The 20,003-nt window shown below is 40.5% G+C and carries 24 protein-coding genes; 9 read left to right on the top strand and 15 right to left on the bottom strand.

The genetic code is table 11. The features are described from left to right. Positions 1 to 36: 36 nt before the first annotated feature. From proC to pipX, 4 genes are all read right to left on the bottom strand, one after another. Entirely contained in the window at positions 37 to 849 is an 813-nt protein-coding gene (proC, locus tag NCWK1_RS05480; RefSeq protein ID WP_096580983.1) for a pyrroline-5-carboxylate reductase, read from the bottom strand. Positions 850 to 936: 87 nt separating this feature from the next. Further along, the gene (locus NCWK1_RS05475; protein WP_096580981.1) at positions 937 to 1,533 is read right to left on the bottom strand and encodes a cell division protein SepF; all 597 of its coding nucleotides are present in this window, start codon (positions 1,531 to 1,533) and stop codon (positions 937 to 939) included. Between the two features lie 363 nt (positions 1,534 to 1,896). Next, positions 1,897 to 2,565, bottom strand: a complete 669-nt coding sequence (locus tag NCWK1_RS05470) for a YggS family pyridoxal phosphate-dependent enzyme (RefSeq protein WP_096580979.1) — start codon at positions 2,563 to 2,565, stop codon at positions 1,897 to 1,899. Continuing rightward, positions 2,562 to 2,840 carry a transcriptional coactivator PipX gene (pipX, locus tag NCWK1_RS05465; protein ID WP_096580977.1) on the bottom strand — a complete coding sequence of 93 codons (279 nt, stop codon included), beginning with the start codon at positions 2,838 to 2,840 and terminating at the stop codon, positions 2,562 to 2,564. The genes NCWK1_RS05470 and pipX overlap by 4 nt, the downstream gene beginning before the upstream one ends. Before the next feature lie 239 nt (positions 2,841 to 3,079). On the opposite strand from pipX, the gene NCWK1_RS29055 reads away from it, so the two are divergent. Next, positions 3,080 to 3,262, top strand: a complete 183-nt coding sequence (locus NCWK1_RS29055; protein WP_146033948.1) for a hypothetical protein — start codon at positions 3,080 to 3,082, stop codon at positions 3,260 to 3,262. Here NCWK1_RS29055 and NCWK1_RS05460 read toward each other — a convergent pair. The 3 genes from NCWK1_RS05460 to der form a co-directional block, all read right to left on the bottom strand. Next, positions 3,249 to 4,790: an anthranilate synthase component I gene (locus tag NCWK1_RS05460; protein WP_096580975.1), complete on the bottom strand. Its 1,542-nt coding sequence runs from the start codon at positions 4,788 to 4,790 to the stop codon at positions 3,249 to 3,251. The two genes, NCWK1_RS29055 and NCWK1_RS05460, sit on opposite strands and share 14 nt — an antisense overlap. A gap of 14 nt (positions 4,791 to 4,804) precedes the next feature. Beyond that, complete coding sequence (locus tag NCWK1_RS05455) at positions 4,805 to 5,737, bottom strand: energy-coupling factor transporter transmembrane component T family protein (protein ID WP_103124006.1); 933 nt, start codon at positions 5,735 to 5,737, stop codon at positions 4,805 to 4,807. A gap of 81 nt (positions 5,738 to 5,818) precedes the next feature. Continuing rightward, positions 5,819 to 7,180, bottom strand: a complete 1,362-nt coding sequence (gene der, locus NCWK1_RS05450; protein WP_096580971.1) for a ribosome biogenesis GTPase Der — start codon at positions 7,178 to 7,180, stop codon at positions 5,819 to 5,821. A 153-nt stretch (positions 7,181 to 7,333) separates the two neighbouring features. Here der and NCWK1_RS05445 point away from each other — a divergent pair, with 153 nt between their 5' ends. After that, positions 7,334 to 8,191, top strand: coding sequence for a metallophosphoesterase (locus NCWK1_RS05445; protein ID WP_103124005.1), 858 nt, complete (start codon positions 7,334 to 7,336; stop codon positions 8,189 to 8,191). A 151-nt stretch (positions 8,192 to 8,342) separates the two neighbouring features. On the opposite strand, the gene NCWK1_RS05440 is transcribed toward NCWK1_RS05445, so the two are convergent. Together NCWK1_RS05440 and NCWK1_RS05435 are read right to left on the bottom strand one after the other, a co-directional pair. Next, positions 8,343 to 8,798 (bottom strand): cupin domain-containing protein, encoded by a 456-nt coding sequence (locus NCWK1_RS05440; RefSeq protein ID WP_096580967.1) that lies wholly within the window; start codon positions 8,796 to 8,798, stop codon positions 8,343 to 8,345. A 3-nt stretch (positions 8,799 to 8,801) separates the two neighbouring features. Then, on the bottom strand, positions 8,802 to 9,593 hold the full coding sequence (locus NCWK1_RS05435; RefSeq protein WP_096580965.1) for a cysteine hydrolase family protein: 792 nt from the start codon (positions 9,591 to 9,593) through the stop codon (positions 8,802 to 8,804). Positions 9,594 to 9,675: 82 nt separating this feature from the next. Here NCWK1_RS05435 and NCWK1_RS05430 point away from each other — a divergent pair, with 82 nt between their 5' ends. From NCWK1_RS05430 to NCWK1_RS05420, 3 genes are all read left to right on the top strand, one after another. After that, positions 9,676 to 11,073 carry an amidohydrolase gene (locus NCWK1_RS05430; RefSeq protein ID WP_103124004.1) on the top strand — a complete coding sequence of 466 codons (1,398 nt, stop codon included), beginning with the start codon at positions 9,676 to 9,678 and terminating at the stop codon, positions 11,071 to 11,073. A 185-nt stretch (positions 11,074 to 11,258) separates the two neighbouring features. Continuing rightward, the gene (locus NCWK1_RS05425; RefSeq protein WP_096580961.1) at positions 11,259 to 11,486 is read left to right on the top strand and encodes a hypothetical protein; all 228 of its coding nucleotides are present in this window, start codon (positions 11,259 to 11,261) and stop codon (positions 11,484 to 11,486) included. Next, entirely contained in the window at positions 11,476 to 11,865 is a 390-nt protein-coding gene (locus NCWK1_RS05420; protein ID WP_096580959.1) for a type II toxin-antitoxin system VapC family toxin, read from the top strand. Before NCWK1_RS05425 ends, NCWK1_RS05420 begins: the two co-directional genes overlap by 11 nt. A gap of 38 nt (positions 11,866 to 11,903) precedes the next feature. On the opposite strand, the gene NCWK1_RS05415 is transcribed toward NCWK1_RS05420, so the two are convergent. Further along, on the bottom strand, positions 11,904 to 12,173 hold the full coding sequence (locus tag NCWK1_RS05415) for a peptidase (protein WP_096580957.1): 270 nt from the start codon (positions 12,171 to 12,173) through the stop codon (positions 11,904 to 11,906). A 229-nt stretch (positions 12,174 to 12,402) separates the two neighbouring features. Here NCWK1_RS05415 and NCWK1_RS05410 point away from each other — a divergent pair, with 229 nt between their 5' ends. Then, positions 12,403 to 13,611, top strand: a complete 1,209-nt coding sequence (locus NCWK1_RS05410) for a NupC/NupG family nucleoside CNT transporter (protein ID WP_103124003.1) — start codon at positions 12,403 to 12,405, stop codon at positions 13,609 to 13,611. A 15-nt stretch (positions 13,612 to 13,626) separates the two neighbouring features. Here NCWK1_RS05410 and NCWK1_RS05405 read toward each other — a convergent pair whose 3' ends face one another. Further along, positions 13,627 to 13,989 carry a hypothetical protein gene (locus NCWK1_RS05405; protein ID WP_146033947.1) on the bottom strand — a complete coding sequence of 121 codons (363 nt, stop codon included), beginning with the start codon at positions 13,987 to 13,989 and terminating at the stop codon, positions 13,627 to 13,629. Positions 13,990 to 14,066: 77 nt separating this feature from the next. Then, positions 14,067 to 14,213, bottom strand: a complete 147-nt coding sequence (locus NCWK1_RS29415; protein WP_187308061.1) for a hypothetical protein — start codon at positions 14,211 to 14,213, stop codon at positions 14,067 to 14,069. 22 nt (positions 14,214 to 14,235) lie between these two features. Here NCWK1_RS29415 and NCWK1_RS05400 point away from each other — a divergent pair, with 22 nt between their 5' ends. After that, positions 14,236 to 14,460 carry a helix-turn-helix domain-containing protein gene (locus NCWK1_RS05400; RefSeq protein ID WP_103124001.1) on the top strand — a complete coding sequence of 75 codons (225 nt, stop codon included), beginning with the start codon at positions 14,236 to 14,238 and terminating at the stop codon, positions 14,458 to 14,460. Further along, on the top strand, positions 14,453 to 15,337 hold the full coding sequence (locus NCWK1_RS05395) for a hypothetical protein (RefSeq protein WP_103124000.1): 885 nt from the start codon (positions 14,453 to 14,455) through the stop codon (positions 15,335 to 15,337). The genes NCWK1_RS05400 and NCWK1_RS05395 overlap by 8 nt, the downstream gene beginning before the upstream one ends. 5 nt (positions 15,338 to 15,342) lie before the next feature. On the opposite strand, the gene NCWK1_RS05390 is transcribed toward NCWK1_RS05395, so the two are convergent. Beyond that, entirely contained in the window at positions 15,343 to 16,290 is a 948-nt protein-coding gene (locus tag NCWK1_RS05390) for a DNA-methyltransferase (RefSeq protein WP_103123999.1), read from the bottom strand. A gap of 423 nt (positions 16,291 to 16,713) precedes the next feature. On the opposite strand from NCWK1_RS05390, the gene NCWK1_RS05385 reads away from it, so the two are divergent. After that, positions 16,714 to 18,798, top strand: a complete 2,085-nt coding sequence (locus NCWK1_RS05385; protein ID WP_103123998.1) for a glycoside hydrolase family 10-like protein — start codon at positions 16,714 to 16,716, stop codon at positions 18,796 to 18,798. A 136-nt stretch (positions 18,799 to 18,934) separates the two neighbouring features. Here NCWK1_RS05385 and NCWK1_RS05380 read toward each other — a convergent pair whose 3' ends face one another. Together NCWK1_RS05380 and NCWK1_RS05375 are read right to left on the bottom strand one after the other, a co-directional pair. After that, the gene (locus NCWK1_RS05380) at positions 18,935 to 19,366 is read right to left on the bottom strand and encodes a CAAD domain-containing protein (protein ID WP_103123997.1); all 432 of its coding nucleotides are present in this window, start codon (positions 19,364 to 19,366) and stop codon (positions 18,935 to 18,937) included. 173 nt (positions 19,367 to 19,539) lie between these two features. Next, a complete protein-coding gene (locus NCWK1_RS05375; protein ID WP_103123996.1) occupies positions 19,540 to 20,001 on the bottom strand; it encodes a BON domain-containing protein in 462 nt (153 codons plus the stop codon). Between the last annotated feature and the right edge of the window lie 2 nt (positions 20,002 to 20,003).

Raw genomic sequence — 20,003 nt, 5'->3', positions numbered from 1 at the left:
GTCATGGGTCAATAGTCAATGGGTTTGAATTTTAGACTATTTACCCAATTCTTGCGATCGCACTGTAGCGGCTTTGACTGCTTCAATTAAAGCTGAACGAAATCCGGCTTTTTCTAATTGGCAAATCCCCGCAATTGTTGTTCCACCAGGACTGGTAACTCTATCTTTCAATTCTGCTGGGTGCATTTTGCTATTATGCAGTAATTGTGCAGTTCCCAAAACAGTTTGTAGGGCGAGTTGATTGGCAATACTTCTAGGCAAACCTGCGGCGACTCCACCATCGGCTAAGGCTTCTACTAAGATAGAGACGTAAGCGGGGCCGCTACCAGATAGCCCCGTGACTGCATCCATCAAACTTTCGGAAACTTCTACTACTTCTCCCACTGCCGAAAATATTTGCAAAGCTTTTTGGTGGTGTTTGGTGTTGGTGTATGCGCCTAAACAGATTGCTGTGATCCCTGCTCCCACTGTGGCTGGGGTATTAGGCATGGCTCTAATAACTGGGAGTTGGGGAAATGCTGCTTCTAGGTGATGTAAAGGCACTCCGGCCAAAATCGAAATCACCAAAGGTGAGTGTTCTACCGAAATAATATCTGCTAATTCTTGGGCGATCGCGCTAAATACTTGCGGTTTTACAGCTAAAAATATGACTTCCTGCGCTTGGCGAAATACCAAGCTGTTATCTGCCGTCACAGTTACATCATATTGTTGCTGTAGAAAATTTTGCCGCGCCCCTTGGGGTTCACTAACGATTACTTCTGAAGGTTGGTAGATGCCATCTGCAATGAGGCGGGATAACAGCGCTTCTCCCATTACCCCACCACCAATTAAGCCAAATTTTTTAGTCATTCGTTTATGGTCAATAGTCCATAGTCAATAGTCTAGAGTCAAAAACACAGGACTCTTGACTTTTGACTCTGGACTATTAATTTAAACTTATTGTGCCATGCGGTTAGGTTCATTTCCCCAGTTGGGAGTGGCAGTTGGGGCAGTACGTACAGGACGAGCCGGTGGTTGTGGGACTTCATGAATAACTCCACCTTGGGTGCTGACTTGCACACAGCTTGGCGTAAACAAAAAGATGCTTTCTCCAATCCGTTCTTGATGTCCATCTAATGCGTAAGTTCCACCAGCAACAAAATCAACGGCACGTTGTGCTTGATCTGGATCCATGATTGTCAGGTTGAGTACAACTGACTTGCGCTCACGCAAGGCTTGAATTGCCTGGGGCATTTCTTCAAATGTACGAGGCTCAAGTACTAATACTTCTGAAATCCCGTTCACTGCTCCTGGCATACCAATTACGTTCCCCATCGTAGACTTTGATCCTGTTGCTACATCATTACCCATTGTAGACATGGGTTCCCGCCAACGTCGATTTTGTGTAGTAGCTTCTGCGGGCGCAGGTTGAGGATTTTCCTCTTGATACAGATTTTGGTAGTTATCCGTTTCTGCTTCTTCTTCGTAATATTCGTATTCTACCTGCTCGTTTAGCCCTACGAAGTCTCGAAGTTTAGAAAAAATATTGTTCATTTGGTACGCTCCTGATGCAAATTACCTTTATCGATTTGGCTGTTAGTTGATGTAGCCACTAAAGATCACTACAAAGGACGGACAATCTAGTAATCTTATCGTTGTTTGTAGCTTCTATTACAACTATAGATAATGAACTGACGCTTTTGTAAACGCCTGTACCTTAACCTAGATACAATAATGAGTCAAGATTATATCCCAAAGATTTTAGGATATGAAGCTTAATTACAGGTTTTTTTGATTATTCGTTACTTTTTTTAATATTTTTTTTAGTGTCTTATTGTACCAGTAGTCTAGGAAAATTATCTGTATTTTCTACCTAGAGCTACTGCTACAAATGGTGAATAATGGTTGTCCGAGAAATTAATGGCGATCGCCAAATAAAATAGTTCCCAATCTTACCATCGTTGCGCCAGCTTGTACTGCCAGTTGATAATCGCCAGACATACCCATTGAAAGATGCTTTATGTGAATATTCGGCAAGTTTTGTAACTGGATCTCTTTCGCTAACTGGTAAGTGCTATTAAATACATTCATGATTTCCGCTTCTGTCAACTCTAGAGGCGGAATTGTCATCAATCCCTGAATTTGTAAAAACTGGCACTGGTTGAGTTCTTCTAAGTCAGCCAGTAATTCTGGAACGCTCCAACCAGACTTTTGCGGGTCGGGAAGTATTTTCACTTGCAGACACACTTTTGGACTGATACCTAGCTGCTGCGCTAATTGATTTAAGCGCTGTGCCAGCTTCAAATTATCGACAGAGTGAATCCACTCAAATAATTCCAGTGCCTTTTTGGCTTTATTACTTTGTAAATGTCCAATAAAATGCCAAGTAATATCTGATAAGTCTTGCAACTGAGCTTGTTTACTGGCTGCTTCTTGGATGCGACTTTCGGCAAAATCACGAATTCCGGCGTTGTAAGCTAAACGAATTACCTCCGCCGGAACCTGCTTGCTGACAGCAATTAACCTGACAGATGTAGGCAGTGAGGAGCGAATATAGGCAATACGTTCGTCAATCGAACTACTCATTGGAAGGTGCGTTGGAAAACACTCTGAAGCTGATCGTACTCCTGAGATTGACCATTGCGTCGCAGGGTACGCAAACGATTTTCCAACATCATTCGCGCCTCTGTGCGTCCAATGGGTTGAAATTTAATTCCTTTTACGTCGTTTGTGACCAGAAAAAATAATCTTTGGGCATAAAGTGTAGTGAACATATCTTGGTTATCGTCAACCATACAGATTCGATAAAGTAAGCCCCAAGTTGGATGATTTATGTAAATTTCGGAGGTTTCTGAAGTCATTTAGGAATCAAGGTAGGAGTATGAATATTTATTCGTAGTTCTAGATAAACATTCAGACGATGATCATACTATTCGTCAGAATATTTAGTTAAAACTACTCCAATTGAGTAACTTCTGCCATTACATAGCAGTTATGAAATCATTAATCTGATGCCTACTAGGCAAATGAAGCTAATAGTTAGGAGAAGGTAAAGGCACACAAGGGTTGATGAGACTTGGATAACTCGGACTTATTGGCGATGGATAACACAAAAAATATCTGCCTTTTTGTTTGGTTTTGCCGATCGCCAAAAGATTTACCCTCTAAAGTAATAGCCAAGGCTGACTTGCAAATTGATGTTAGCGTTGGCTTCTCTCCATGTTGCCATAATTATGATTTTGTGGCACAAAATCACCAACAATTGCCAACTACTGGTAATTGAGGATTTTTAGGGCTGCTAGTTGTGCCTGTGCTTTGTGCAGAGATTCATACCATTCTTTTTCAGGATCACTATCTGCCACAATACCTGCTCCCACTTGTCCCCAAACGGTGTTGAGTGCTGTTAGCGGTAGCGGGGCGTTCAGCCCGTGCTGAGTCAGAGATTCTTTTCCTGCCTTCTGCCCCCTGCCTTCTGCCCTCTGCCCCTCAACTGAAGATGCGGGTGCTAATAGCAAGGTACGAATCAGGATATTTAAGTCTAAGTTGCCGCGCCAGTCGAGATAGCCGCAGGAACCGTAGAATAGGCTACGCCGAACAGGCTCTAGTTCTTCGATGATTTCCATGCACCGCACTTTTGGACACCCTGTGATTGTGCCACCAGGAAACATGGCACGAATTAAATCAACAGCGCTCTGGTCGGATTTTAAAGTACCTTTAACGTTGCTGACAAGGTGCATAACGTGGCTATAACGCTCAATTGTGAGCAATTCATCAACTTTTACTGTTCCCCATTCACAAACTCGCCCTAAATCATTGCGTTCTAAATCCAGCAGCATGATGTGTTCTGCCTGTTCTTTGGTGTTGCTGAGTAGTTCTTGTGCCAGTTGATTATCTTGTTCTGGGGTAGTACCACGCGATCGCGTTCCGGCAATTGGTCGAGTCTGGGCTTGCTGATTTTGTAACAGCACCAAGCGTTCTGGTGAACAGCTAACTACTTCACCCCAAGGAGTCTGCCAGTAGCTGGCAAAAGGTGAAGGATTGATTTTCTGTAATGTTTGGTAAATTGACCAGCCAGAAGCATTTGTAGATGCGGCAAATCGTAAAGAAAGATTCGCCTGAAAGATATCTCCAGCCTGAATATATTTTTTGGCGCGGTTGACGGATGTTTCATAATCTGACTGCGATGTGAAGAACTCAGGGGCAAAACTGATGGGTTGATCTTGTGAGGCGGTAACTTGGTAGAGTGAATCCCCTGATTTTTTCTCTTCTAAAAGAATTTTTAACCTATCTACATCATTAATGTCACTACCTGCTATCCAAAGAATTTGTTCAACATGATCCAAAACGGCATAAGATTCTGGTTCATACCAAAAAGCTACGGGGAAGGGTAAGGTATCAGATTTAGCAAAAGGTAACTGTTCAATTTCCCAAGCCACATCATAACCAAGCCATCCTAACCAACCACCTGTGAAGGGGAGATTAGGAGGTAGGCAGGGGGCAGGGGGCAGGGGGGATGAGGATGAGTTCAATATTTGTTCCCCTACACCCCTACTTTGTAGCAACTCTTCCAAAAATGGGAAAACTTTTCCTAATTGTGGTGTCCACATCTGCGGTACGCCATCGACTATCCTAGGAGCGCCTGCACAGATAGAATAGCGACTGAGTTGAGGTTGTTTAGTTGGGTTTGGGTAGGGACTTTCTAGAAGGGTAGCGATTCCTGATGGTGTTGTTGGGAGAAATAAGGCTGCGAAAATTTCCGCGCCAGTACGATTTTCTAAGGGGAGCGATCGCCAATGCCAAGGCTTGGTCATAATAAGTGAACAGCTTAAAATTTATTACCAGAAATTACCCGCACTCCCCAGAATAAAGTTAAAGTGGCGATCGCTAACCAATCTCGTGTTTTGAGTCGTAATTCATGCCACTGAACTTTGTGTTCGTTAGGGCTAGTAAAACCGCGCACCATCATGGCATTAGCCATTTGGTCTGCCCTTAATAGCAAATTTTCTAACAGTCTTTCTGCGACTATCATCCACACTTTGACTGCACCTTTCAACCCCAGTTTTTTCCAATTAATTGCCCTGGTCATCACAGAACGAATCAAGTTCTGCACTTCTTCTAAAACTAGGGGAATAAATCGCAAGGATAAAGTTAAGGTCAAGGTAATTTCTGTTACAGGTATCTTGAGTCTGCGTAAGGGCTGCATAATACTTTCAATCGCCGCAGTAATTTCTTCTGGTGCAGTTGTCAACAGATACAAGTTAGTACTATAAATCACCGTAAATAAAATTGTACTCAGACGCACGGCTAAATCTAAGGAATGCCTGGTGATTTTCACTGGCCCTTGGTGAAATAGGACGTATGAGTATTTTTTAGTGCTGAGTGGGGCGTGCTGAGTGTTGTTAGCGGGGCGTTCAGCCTGTGCTGAGTTAGGAGTTAAGATTTTTTCATTAGCTGGGAGACGAGGCTGATAACTTACGCCTAAGCCATCGGGGCTAACTGCGGCAATAAATAAGACTAAAACTGTGAGTGTTAATAACCAACCTAATTGTTGCTGCCAAACGCGGCGGGGAATTTTGGCAAATAAGGTAAAAACAATCAACAGCACGACTAACAAGATGCGCCATTCATTAGTCGCAAAACTATAACTAGTTAAAAAACTCATCAACCAAGCAATTTTGACGCGGGGATCAAGTTTATGCAGCCAAGTTTGCGGTTGTTCTAGGTATAGGCCTAGTGGTAGCGATCGCAGTAAATCCATAAGATAAGGCAAAAGTTAAAAGGTAAAAGGCAAAAGTAAAAAGATAAAATTTTGCCTTTTTACTTTTTACTTTTTACTTCATTACACGCGAGTTGCGCGGTTGACATTACCACTTTCCATATCGCGGACTTTTTTACTCCGCCAAAGTAGACGAATTGGTGTACCCTTAAATCCTAGTTGTTGACGGAATTGCCTTTCGATGTAGCGACGGTAGTTGTCGTTAAAACGTTTGGCTTCGTTGACAAATAGGGCAATTGTCGGTGGTTGGGTAGTTACTTGTGTACCATAATAAATTTTGCCTTGACGGCCACCGCGTGAAGTTGGTGGTGAGTGCCATCTGACAGCTTCTTCTAAAACGTCGTTAATTACCGATGTACTCACGCGGCGTTTATGTTCGACTGCTGATTGATTTACCAACTCTAAAATCTTTTCGACCCTTTGTCCTGTTAAGGCGCTGACAAAGATTGTTGATGCCCAGTCGGTAAAATGTAACCGTTCTTGCAGAGTTTTTTCATAATCGTAGATAGTGTGGGAGTCTTTTTCAATGGCATCCCATTTATTCACCACAACGATGCAAGCTCGACCATCTTCAATGATCCGCCCTGCTAATTTTTGGTCTTGTTCGGTCACTCCGTCAAGGGCATCTATGACTAATAAAACTACGTCAGCACGACGAATTGCTTTAAAAGCACGGTTAATGCTGAAAAATTCCGTCCCGTAGTCGATATTTTTCTTTTTGCGAATTCCGGCGGTATCAATGAGGCGATATTGTTGTCCATCCCGTTCGATAAACGTGTCGATGGCATCTCGCGTTGTGCCAGAAATTGGGCTAACAATGGCTCTTTCTTCACCGACAAAAGCATTCAATAAACTTGATTTACCCACATTTGGCCGCCCAACGATCGCCACTTTAATTTCGTTGGTTTGTGGTACTTCTGTAACAGTTGGAATGTATTTAATTAACTCGTCGAGTAAATCTCCTGTACCGTTGCCATGAATTGCAGAGATGGGGTATGGTTCTCCTAGCCCCAGTTCCCAAAATTCAGCAGCTTGTATTATGCCTTGTTCTGGAGATTCGCATTTATTCACAGCCAGCAGTACAGGTACTGGTTGTTGACGTAACCATTCAGCGATTTCTTCATCTGCTGGCGAGGGGCCTGTTTGACCATTAACCACGAAAATTGCCGCAGATGCTTCTCGTAGGGCTGCTAGTGCTTGTTGGCGAATTAAGGGCAGAAATTCGGTGTCATCGTTAAAGACTAAACCACCTGTATCTACCACTAAATACTCGCGATCATTCCAATAAGCAGGCATGTAAGTGCGATCGCGTGTCACACCTGGTTCGTCGTGGACAATCGCCGTTTGTTCCCCAGCGAGACGATTAACCAGGGTGGATTTGCCGACATTCGGTCGGCCGATAATTGCAACAATTGGCAGTCCCATAAAACCAGGAGTAGAGAAACAGATAGTATATCACATCTATATTATTCTATCGATTTTAAGACTATCTTTAATTTTCTCTGGTAAAAGAAAATTAAACAAAAAATTGCAAACATCTGTAAAAAACTTGGCAATTAAGTCGAAGGAGATTGTGCCTTGAGAACTCGTAAGTGGTTGATAAAAGCCAGCAGATCAGCCTTTCGATGTATACGATGGTGCATATTGTTTGGCTTTTGCATTTTACTATACGCCCAGTTAATTGAACCAAATTGGATTGAAATTAATTCTTTACAACTGACATTACCCAACCTCGCATCAGAATTTAACGGCTATCGCATCGTGCAAATCAGCGATATTCACCGGGATAGATGGATGAGTCCGCAACGTTTAAATCGGATAGTCCAGCTTGTTAACCAACAAAAACCCGATTTAATCGCCATTACAGGTGATTTAGTTACACGCAATTTATCAAAATTAATTCCTTCACTGGCAGATTCTTTAGCTAAATTCACACCCAAAGATCAAACTGTAGCAGTATTAGGTAATCACGACTATGAGAACGATACCCCAGGAATTATCAAAGCCATTCAACAAAGCAACATTGTCTATTTAGGTAATGATATTTATACCCTCAAACGAGGTAGGGCAACGCTGCATATTGCAGGTGTAGATGATGTACAGATGGGGAAAAGCCGCCTAGATTTAGTGATGCAGCAGTTACCCAAAGCAGGCGCAGCAATATTGTTAGCCCATGAACCAGACTTTGCGACTACCAGTGCTGCAACAGGGCGCTTTGATTTGCAACTTTCAGGACATTCTCACGGTGGACAGATACGTTTACCATTTATTGAACCGCTGATTCTGCCACCTTTTGCGAAAAAGTATTACTTGGGAAAATATCAGGTAGAAAAGATGTTTTTGTATACCAACCGGGGCTTAGGTATGACAGGTTTACATCTGCGGTTATTTTCCCGTCCAGAAATTACTGTGTTTACTTTAACGTCAGCTAATTAGTTATTGATAATTGGTAAGTGACAATATCCCCGACTACTTCAAGCAGTCGGGGATATGAATTTGAGCAGTTGTTGATAAAATTGATCCAACATAAAACCAAACCCAACATCTTCAATAGTTGTTGAGTTCTCATTTGATATTTAATTCAGATTCAATACGGCATAAATGTATCTAACCTACCAAATACTGCCATATCTTCTGCATCTAATTCTACTGGTGTGCCACTGCGAATTAATTCGGCAAAATCTTCATTAGGAACCATAATTGTCAATGTATACAAGCGACTAGAACCTGTATTTTTAATTAAATGTGTACCTGTAGGCGGCACTAGTAAACTATCTCCGGCTTTAATGGCAACTTTTTTACCATCACAAATAGCCACTCCTTCACCTTTGAGAACAAAAAACATTTCAACTGCCCATTGATGGCGATTGGGTGGGGTTTTGCCTCCCACATCAAAGATTTCTATACAACAAGTTAAAGAAGTGTTAGCGTTGGTTGAATCAAAGATAATTGCTAACCGATTGGTATCATGGGGAGTAATGCGGTATGCTTGATAATCTTTAGGAGATTTAATAACAGGAATTACGCAACGAGTAGAGTGCATTGATTAAGTTCCTCCTGTTAATTCAGGGTGATTTAAAGCGGTGAAAATTGCTTGTGAGTCGGTGACAAAACCAAAGCATTGTTTGACGTTATATAAAGTTGCCAACCAACAATAATCAGGTGAAGTTGTTGCCGTACAATCTTTAATTAAAATGCAGTCATATCCTAAAAAATTGGCATCACACAGTGTAGTTAATACACATTGATCAGCATTCACACCAGCAAAAAATATTGTAGTAATTCCCAAATTTCGCAGGATACTATCTAAGGGCGTGTCCCAAAAACCACTCATGCGGTATTTGTCCACACTGATATCTTCGGGTAACTGTGGTAATTCATCAACGACAGCAGCCGCCCAACTACCTGCCATCAAAACTTTAGCACCGTTTTTGGGTAAAGGGTCGCCTAAACCAACACCATCGCCAGTGGGGTTATAAACGTGATGCGAAGCCGCACTGATATTGAGTAAGTCGGGACGATTACCCCAATTTATCCAAATTACAGGCACATTAACATGACGTAGTTTAGGAAGTAAATTATTTAACGGTTCAATGGGTTGACGTGCGGGAGTGACATCCACGCCAATATGCGCCAACCAGCCATCGGGATGGCAAAAGTCGTTTTGCATATCAATAACGAGGATGGCAGCTTTTGACAAATCAAGGCGCAGGGTTTTCGTTTCGGTTGATAAAATAACGGGTTGTGGGGTTTTGGGAGGACGCGTAATATCTGCGATCGCATGATCTACCATCCAAGCATTTGGCGCAACTCCCAAAGTCCGCAGAGGCTGATTCATAAATTGCAACACCCAACACCTTTTTCTATTTTGTAACTTGAAATGTAGTAGAGCGTTCAATTACTTAATCAAGGTTTAACTCGTGAACTTTACGATTCAAAATGTTTTAATTGCCACAGATGATGCTTACACAACCACAGATGTAAAGGTTGTAGAGGGAAAAATCTCTGCTATTGCGTCTAATTTGGATGTTGTGGGGACAGCTGTTAACGGGGAAAATAAACTGCTACTACCTGGTTTTGTCAACGCCCACACCCATTCTTCCGAAATGTGGCAACGGGGAATTATGTCAGTTTTGCCTTTAGAATTATGGCTGGCGGAACTGTATGATTTTGCACCCCTAGACACCGAAAAAGTTTACCTCAGTGCTTTAGGAACAGCGGTAGAAACTTTACTTTCCGGCGGTACGAGTGTAGTAGATCATCTGGTGTTAATTCCGGGACAAGAGTTAGAAACCATCGCTACCGCAGTTCGCGCTTACCGAGAAATTGGGATTCGGGCTTTTATTGCACCTTTAATTCAAGATGAATCGCTGACAGCAGGTATTCCCTCTGGGGAGACAGAACGCAATCATGAACCGTATTTTCGCTCAACTGCGGACACCCTAGCAATTATTGAAGAAGCGGTGAGACAGTTTCATCGCCCAGAGGAAGGTGTGAATATTTTAGTTGCACCCACAGGAATTCAGCTGTGTAGTGATGCTTTGTTTACTGGTTGTATTGAGTTGAGCGATCGCTATAATTTATGTCGTCACTCGCATTTGCTAGAAACCAAAGCCCAAGAGAAACTCGCCCAAGAAAAATACGGTTGTAGTGCTGTTGAACATCTTAAACGCCTTGGGTACTTAGGCGATCGCACTTCCCTCGCTCATTGTGTTTGGTTAAATGATATTGATATTGAAATTCTTGCCGCAACTCAATCTACCGTTGTTCACAATCCTTTAAGTAATTTGCGCTTAGGTAGCGGTATTGCACCAATTTTAAAATATCGCCAAGCTGGGGTAAATGTGACTTTTGGTTGTGATGGTGCTTCGAGTAATGATTCCCAAGATTTATTAGAAGCTATCAAAATTGGTTCTATTCTGCACAACACCACAGACCGAGATTATCAACATTGGATTACACCCCGACAATCTGTAGAAATGGCAGCTTTAGGTGGTGCAAAAGCCTTGAATATGGTAGATAAAATTGGTTCTTTAACTGTTGGTAAACAAGCTGATTTAGTGCTGTATGATTTGACAAGTTTATCATTACTTCCCCGTACAGATCCCATTGGTTTATTAGTTTTAGGACGACCTACCAATGCTGTTGATAGTGCGTGGGTGAATGGCAAACAAATAGTAGTTGCTGGTAAAGTTAATAGCATTAACGTCGATGAATTGCGGCAAAAATTATTTCAGCGTAGCCAGTGGGATACACAGCGCAAGTCGCAAACTGTAGCGGAGATTGAAGCCCATTATCGTACTGTGATGGGTTTATAACACACCGATTTATTGATAATCCCCTACCCTAATTTTAATTATGGGGATTTATCTGTTTCCTTTAAATTACACAAAATTCTGAAAAAATAAACCACTAAGAATGCACTTTTCACTTTTCTCAACATCATCTGTGCGGCATATCTTGAAGCAGTGTAGGATGACGAATAGGAAGGAGGATAAAATAAATGAATATATCCATTATTGATGAGGTCATCGAGCAATTAAAAGCGATGCCACAGGATTTGCAATGGCAGGTATTGGAATTTGCTCGAATACTCGCAAAATCTCAAGTTCGCGGTACTCCAGGTAAAAAATTGCTACGTTTTGCAGCCTCAATACCACCCGATGATCTCCAGTTAATGCGTGAGGCAATTGAGCAAGACTGTGAGCAGGTTGATATCAATGAATGGTAGATATTTGCTGGACACAAACATTATTATTGCTTTGTTTGCAGATGAAGCAGTCATCAAAAACAATCTTGCCCAAGCTGATGAAGTTTTTATTCCCAGTATTGTAATTGGGGAGTTATCTTATGGGGCAAGAAAATCGGGGCGATCTCCACAGAATTTAGCAAGAGTTGATGAATTTGTTGCCAACAATACCGTGCTGGGGTGTGATGTTGAAACTGCTCGTCAATATGGTGAAATCAAAAACAAACTCCGGCTCAAAGGGCATCCATTACCGGAAAATGATATTTGGATTGCATCTGTCGCATTGCAGTATCAGTTAACACTGGTAACACGCGATGCCCATTTTCAGCAAGTTGAGAATTTGCAAACCGTAAGTTGGTAAGTGATGCTAACAATATCCCAGACAAAAACGCGAAATTATTATTGTGAGGCGCGTTGGCGGAATAAACCTGTCATACTTACACCAGTAATTAACAAGCCAAGTAAGCCTAACCCGTTCAAGATGGGGTAAATTTTCTCTAAATGAATGATTTCTAATGTATGCAGTCCTAAAAGAAATTCGCCTAACTCATCTTGGTGTAACCATTCATGAGCTATGGTAAATCCCATACCAGTTAATACGGTTAAAAATAAGGGCAAACATAGAATAATGGCTATCTGACGGTGGTAGCGCCGAAACATTCGATTCATAAACAGTTTTTGCACAAAGTAAATTTTAGGGTATCAGTTTTAGCATCGTTTTAAGCCGGAAGTTTTATTACAAATTCTAAACCTTTGATTTGTATAGAGTTTTATTCTCAATTGGCGATCGCATTTTCGTTTAATACCGAGACAACTTAACTACAAAAAGTTAAAAAAGTTACATTTTTATGTATGCTTGATAGCCAAGTATCATTGCTGTACATTTTTGGAAGTCAATATGGAACGTGCTATTTCTTTCTTGGGAATATTAGTATTTATTGGGATATCTTACGCTTTGTCTGTTGAACGTCAATCTATTCGTTGGCGAACAGTTGCTTGGGGATTAGGATTAGAGTTTATTTTTGCCTTAATAATTTTGAAAACACCTTGGGGTTTAAATATCTTTAAATCGTTAGGAGATATTGTCAGTAATTTTTTAGCTTTTTCTGATGTTGGTGCAAAATTTGTCTTTGGAGAAAATTTTAAAGACCATTTATTTGCCTTTCAAGTATTACCGACTATTATCTTTTTCTCCGCTTTCATTAGTGTTTTGTATTACTACGGAATTTTACAGCGAATTGTGAATATTCTGGCTTGGGTGATGATTAAAACAATGAAAACATCAGGCTCCGAGTCTTTATCTTGTGCAGGTAATATCTTTTTAGGGCCAACAGAATCTGCACTGATGGTTAAACCATACATAGGAAGTATGACTTTATCAGAACTCCATGCAGTGATGACAGGAGGTTTTGCAACAATTGCTGGTGGAGTTTTAGGCGCTTATCTTTCCTTTGGTATTCCTCCAGAACATTTAATTGCAGCTTTCTTTATGACTGCGCCAACATCGTTAGTTGTGTCCAAGTTAATGTACCCAGAAACAGAAGTTTCTCAAACAGCAGGTCAAGCCAAAATTGATGTAGAAACGAATTATGTTAACGTTATTGATGCGGCTACGACAGGAGCAATTGACGGGGTAAAATTAGCAGTTAATGTCGGCGTAATGATTATTGCCTTTTTAGGGTTACTCGCTGCTTTAAATGCTTTATTAGGATGGTTGGGTTCTTTGGTTAATTTACCCCAGTTATCTTTGCAATTAATATTATCGGTTATTATGGCTCCTATAGCTTGGTTGATGGGTGTACCTTGGCAAGATTGTCAACAAGTAGGGGCGCTCTTGGGAACAAAGACAATTTTAAATGAGTTTATTGCTTTCTTAGATTTAAAACAGCTAATTCAAGACGGCAAAATTTCGCAACGAGCCGTAATTATTGCAACTTACGCATTATGCAATTTTGCTAATATTGGCTCAATTGGAATTACAATTGGCGGATTAACTGGTATGGCTCCTCAGCGCCAGCATGATTTAGCTCACTTGGGTGTGAGAACAATGATTGCTGGACTATTAGCAAGTTTTATTACTGCTTGTATTGCCGGAATATTAATTTAAAAAATTGCTGCATTTTTATCTGGACTTCTTGATTTTTTTGCTCTCGAAATAGCCTAGTTTCCAGTTTTCTGGTTGTTTTAAGTCATTGATATGCCCTTGAAAAATCAGCCAAATCGCAATGCGAGTATTTAAATAGCCTCTAATAATCCGGTTTTTAGGCTTTGGGTAAAGACCTGGAATTACAAAACCACCAACATTTAATAGTTGTCCACAGTAAGTTTTGTTTCCTGGTAATGTCAAAGTAAAAAAGCCATCATTTTTATAACCAGTGGGAATGAGAAATGTTCCATAGACATTATGCTGTCCGCGCCAAGGTTGAACTACCAATTCTATAGGAGAAGCGTAATATTTTTCTTTTAATGACGTAGTAGATCTCACCCGATCACAACTAACTAATGGTGCAACATCTGTAAATAAAGCAAAGCTCAGAATCGCAGCTAAGGTAAGAAAAAATATTAAATAAAATATTTGATATCTTCGCACTGGTCGGATACTAAGACTATTTGTTCCGGTTCTATTTTAGCAACTGGTAAAATGTGGCGATCGCATACTAAGATGTATGCAATATAATTGGTACTTAAAGTCCGTGGACTTAAAAGCATCACATCCTATTTAGTTATTGCTATGACAGCACCTAACGAAAAAGATATTAGAAAAAAATTTGGTGAACGCCTCCGTTATCTCCGAAATATTTATAAACTTTCTCAAGAAGACTTGGCACACCTATGTGACTTAGATAGAAGCTACATTGGAGGTGTCGAGCGTGGAGAGAGAAATGTGAGTCTTCTAAATATTAAGAAAATTGCCGATGCTTTGTCCATTTCACCTAGAGAGTTTTTTGATGAATAATATTCCAGAAAATATACGCCTCAAGGAATTAGTAATAGTTGCTAACCTGAATAAACCTTTTTTTGATGATTTTATTAGCTTCTTGCAAATGGAAGGATATGCTGATCTTTATGAATTTGTTATTGAGCAAGATGCCTCAAAGGCTAAAATGGCAATTAAGAAATATTTAGAGCGCAAGATTCCTAAAGATATAAAGCTATATGATGGTATAGCGCGCCCATATGCTGATGAAAATAAAGCTAAATGGCTGTTATTAGGATGGATTTTTAGAGATGCTCCTGAACAGAGATTAAAAGGATTATTGAATAATCTCAGTGGACAACAAAATGAACGTAAGGCAGAGTTGCTCAATCAAGTTAGACAATATGTTGCCACAATTTTAGATGAGCGTGAAAGATGGAATTGGATACCAATTTCTGAAGTGATAATTGACCGTTTAGAAGGAAGTCGCCGTTCAATCAAAGGAAATCTTTTTGAGGAAATAGTTCGGCGTAATCTCAAGGATATATTTGAGAAACATAAAATTCAACTCTCGATTGATAAAACCCAAATTAAACTCAGTGGCGAAACATACGACATTAAAGTAAGTGGTACTAGGGGTGATATTCTTATTCCAGTGAAAACTCGTGAAACAATGGGCGGTGGTCATGCCCTTTTATTCACAAGGGATATTCATAAAGCAATTACAGTAGCAAATCAAGATGGTTATCAATGTATACCAATCATTATTGCAGAATCTTGGACGTGTGATTTAATTGCATTAGGCTGTCAAGAAGTGATCTATATTAATAAAAATCCAAACCAAATTAATGAAGTGGAACCTTTATTAGTTCAAAAATTAGAAAATTTGATAGAAGTTTTTTGCTCTATCATTTAAATCTATTAAGTTGCAAAAATCCTTTTCATCGCCATTTCACAGTAATCTTTATTCAATTCAATACCAATGAATTTGCGCCCTTTGGCAAGAGAGACAACTCCTGTGGTTCCAGAACCAAAAAAAGGGTCAAGAACTAGTGAACCTTCAGGACAACCAGCTAAAATACACGGCTCTATTAACTTTTCTGGAAATACGGCAAAATGCGATTCTCTAAATTTGGAAAGAGGTATTTCCCAAACTGTTCTCTTATTTCTTCCTTTGGGATGAAATGCTTGATCCCAGCGACCGCGATGCAAGTTTCCATTACCAGAATTTTTTCCCTGTTCTGGTGTTCCTCCCGACTTACCAAGATGCTTCTTTCCTCCTTTCATTTTACTGTTTTCTGAAAAAGTTACGTGTGGTTCACGGATAGAATCTGCATCGTAATAGTACTTTGAACTTTTAGCGAACAAGAATATATATTCGTGGTCAGTAGTTGGACGATTTTTGACAGAAGATGGCATAGCATTTGGCTTGTACCAAATAATATCAGAGCGCAAAATCCACCCTCTTTCTTTCAGGGAAAGTGCTAATCTCCAAGGAAGCCCTGCCAAATTTCCATCTATATACTTATCGCCTATATTTAGCCAAAGCGTACCATCTTCTTTTAACACTCTCTTGACTTGATCAAAAACATCAAGAAGACGGTTTAAATATTCGTCTATTGTTGCCTCTATTCCAACTTGATTTTCTGTAGAATAATCACGTTGTCCGTAATATGGAGGACTTGTGACTACCGTTTGAACAATTGAGTCTGGTAATTTTGTTAAAACTTCTAAGGCATCTCCATTTAAAATACAATTAGCTTGGTTAAAATCAACTGTATAAATATCTTTCACATCTATTATGTGGTTTCTATCTAACCCCATCAATAAAGGAATATTGTTGGTAATAGAATCTAAAGAAATTGTCATACTCTTAACGTTTTGGTACTTATAGTCATCATATACTGTGATCGTAGTATATGCAACCTCTAACTATCTAGCAGACAAAAAACACCAAAATTATTTCTTAATTAACTATTGAAAGTTTAAATACAATACACCTTATGTGAATTAAAAATTCTCAAGAAATATCAAAAATTTCAGCATTCAATTTACATGATTCCAACAATTTAGATAATAATTTAAATTATTTGCTGTTTAATTTTGGTAGTTATGTCCAACAAAAACTCTGTTAGCTGGCTCATTTTGTCTGATTAATTTCTGACAATGCGGTTGTTGAAATTACATCGCAGTCTAGAAAAGATTACTAAATATGAAAATTTATAGGAAAGTCCGGTAGTAATTGCGATCGCACTGCTAGAATCCAGCCAAGCAAACTAGTGACAATCAACAATGGTCTCTACTACTGCACGCTTCTCAGATATTCAAAACCATTGGGCGCGTCCGTTTATTGAAGCCTTAGCAGGGCGGCGCATTTTAAATGGTTATCCCAACGGGACTTTTCGCCCAGATAACTCAGTGACGCGTGCTGAGTTTGCGGCGATAGTTGCAGCAGTTTTTACTGTACCAGTCAAGCGCCAATACACTCCTTTTGTTGATGTCCCGGCAAATCACTGGGCTGCAAGCGCCATTCAAAAAGCTTACGAAACCGGATTTTTGGCTGGCTATCCCGATAAATATTTCCGTCCGAATAATCGCATTGCTAGGGGTGATGTTTTAGTTTCTCTGGTTAACGGGTTGGAAATTGCAGCGAAAATCAACCCGGACTTAGTCAACCAACTACCCCAAATTTATCAAGATGCAGTTAACATTCCCGGTTATGCGAGAAATCAAGTAGCATTGGCGACGAGTGCCGGCTTTGTGGCTAGTTTCCCCAATATCAAGTTACTTAACTATGCGACAGCTGCTACTCGCGGCGATGTCGCGGTGATGGTTTATCAAGCTTTGGTGTATTTGGGTAGCGCCCCGAAGATTCCTTCTGTTTACCTTGTAGTACCAGCAAGCACAACACCAGTACCAACACCTGTACCTATCCCTACGCCAACGCCCACACCCATACCAACACCCATACCCACTCCTCCAGTACCCGGTACATTAAAACTCAGCCATACACGAGAGTTTCGCGGGGCTTGGGTAGCTTCGGTGTCGAATATTGATTGGCCTTCTAAAGCTGGGTTATCAACTGCCCAACAAAAATCAGAATTTTTGGAAATTGTCAACCAGTTGCAAGCACTGAATTTCAACGCCTTAATTTTGCAGGTTCGCCCAGAAGGGGATGCCTTGTATGCTTCGGAATTAGAACCTTGGAGTGCTTGGATTACGGGAACTCAAGGGAGAGCGCCAGAACCATTTTATGATCCATTAGAGTTTGCGATCGCCGAATGTCACAAACGCAATATAGAAGTTCATGCTTGGTTCAACCCCTACCGCGCTAAAACTAGCATCAAGGGTTCTCCTAATGTTCGCCCTCATATAGCTGTGACTCATCCAGAAGTAGTTTATCAATGGGGTAATCAACTGTGGATGGAACCAGGATCAAAAATTGTCCAAGATAGAGCCTACAATGTCATTCTGGATGTTGTGCGACGCTATGACGTAGACGGGATTCATTTAGACGATTATTTCTATCCCTATCCCATTCAAGGCCAATCTTTCCCCGATAGCAGAACCTACGCCGCCTACAAAGCTGCTGGCGGTGCGTTGAGTTTAGATGATTGGCGGCGAGAGAATGTGAATCAAATGGTGTTGCGTCTCTCTCAAGGAATTAAGACGACAAAGCCACATATTAAATTTGGCATTAGTCCTTTTGGGATTTACCGCCCCGGACAACCAGCCGGCATTACTGGTTTAGATGCTTACAATGTGCTGTATGCAGATTCACGCAAATGGTTAGAACAAGGCTGGATTGATTATTTAGCACCTCAACTCTATTGGCGAATTGACCAAACCAAACAAAGTTATCCTGCGCTATTGAAGTGGTGGACAGACATTAATTCTCAGCAGCGACACATTTACACCGGGAATAATCTTGGTCAACTAGATGGTAAAGCTTGGAAAGACGATGAAATTGATAAACAAGTGAAAATTTCCCGGAACTTAGCCGGAAGTTTGTCTTTAGGGAATATTTTCTTTAGTATGAGTGCCATTAATCAAAATCGGCGCGGTATTGCTGACCAATTCAAAAATTCTCTTTATTCTCGACCTGCAATAGTACCTTCTATGTCTTGGCGGAATGCAGCCCCAGTCGCACCACCCAAAGCCCTGCAATTCAAAGACGGCAAACTCAATTGGCAACTTGGAGATAGTCAACCGGTACGTTCTTGGACACTTTATCGGCAAGCTGGAGATGGTTGGACACTTCAGCGTATTTTATCGGCTGGGACAACCTTTGCCACTGTTCAACCTGGAACTTATGCTGTCTGTGCTGTTGATAGATTGGCGAATGAGAGTTTGGGTGTAGTTATCACTGTGAATTGAGTGAAAGTGTTTAATTTAAATAGAGGAATAATTTTTAGCGATCGCTTAATTAAGTTCTTAATTATATAGATACCCAACTTCTTCAAGAAGTTGGGTATCTGAAAACTGGAAATTTTCACTCATCAAATTAGGATTTCTATTCTCCTAAAGTTTGGGCTTTGAAAGCGCGAATCTCTGCCAAAAGTTCTTGACGAGTTGAAGATTGCAGAAGATAACGAAAGACAAACCAAGTAGAGTAAATAATGCCAATTAACTGTAAAGTTGGCTCTAGCAATGGCAGGTCATTAATAGCATTCAGTACTGTGAGTACAACTTTGAGTGTGACAGTAGCTGCTAAAACTAAAACTAGGGTTATTAAAGGTAATTTGTAGGCTACCCAAAATTGATTTAAATAATAGGGTAGCTGATCTAAAAACTGAGAAATTTGGCGATTTATTTGCTGCCATTGAGTTTCAGGTTCACGGGCAGGGGGCAGCTTTGGTAAGTTTTGTGTGTCTACACCTTCAAGAGCGGCTGTACTTGTTGAAGATGCCACATCTACAGAATTGAATTCTTGTTCGAGTGCCATATTTTTAGAATTTTACTCATCATAATAATTTTACTAAGAAAGGCACAAAAAATAAAATAGCGGGCTAAATCAGAGGTTAGTTTTAACTCAACCAACCTCTGATTAGTAATCATCATCAAGTTTTCTAGGTTTCTTGATGCCCGTCTATTAATTTGGATTTGCCGTTAACTCTGTTATTGTTTTGGTGGAGCCACAACTACTTTGTTAACTACGCTTTTAACACCTTTAATTTCTTGGGCTAAAGGCTGAATCTTATTCAGTTGATCTTGATTTTTCACCGTACCGTTGACAGTTACTGTACCTTGCTTGTCAGCCGCTACTGTGATTTGACCGTCAGGGATATTAGCTTCTAATTTAGAGCGAACTTCGCTGGCGAGGTCGCCTGTTGCTCTGTTGGTATCACCACCAGTAGCATTATTTCGTTGTTCACGCGCGCGAATATCTTCATTAAGTTGTCTGCGGCGCAATTCACTTTGAGCGTCTTCTTTTGCTTCTTGAGTTGTTTGTGCCGCTGGTGATGCAGGATTTTGACTTACTGTATCGGGTGCTGACTCACTGGTTTTAGAAGGATTTTGACAAGCAGCAGCACTAACAAGTAATAAGCTACTAATGAAGAAGGGAGCTAGTTTTTTCATGT

This window comes from Nostoc cycadae WK-1 (genome assembly GCF_002897135.1).
In the GTDB taxonomy this organism is placed as follows: domain Bacteria; phylum Cyanobacteriota; class Cyanobacteriia; order Cyanobacteriales; family Nostocaceae; genus Nostoc_B.
Note: the sequence above shows the minus strand (reverse complement) of the source record. Positions and strands in the feature narration are given on the sequence as shown.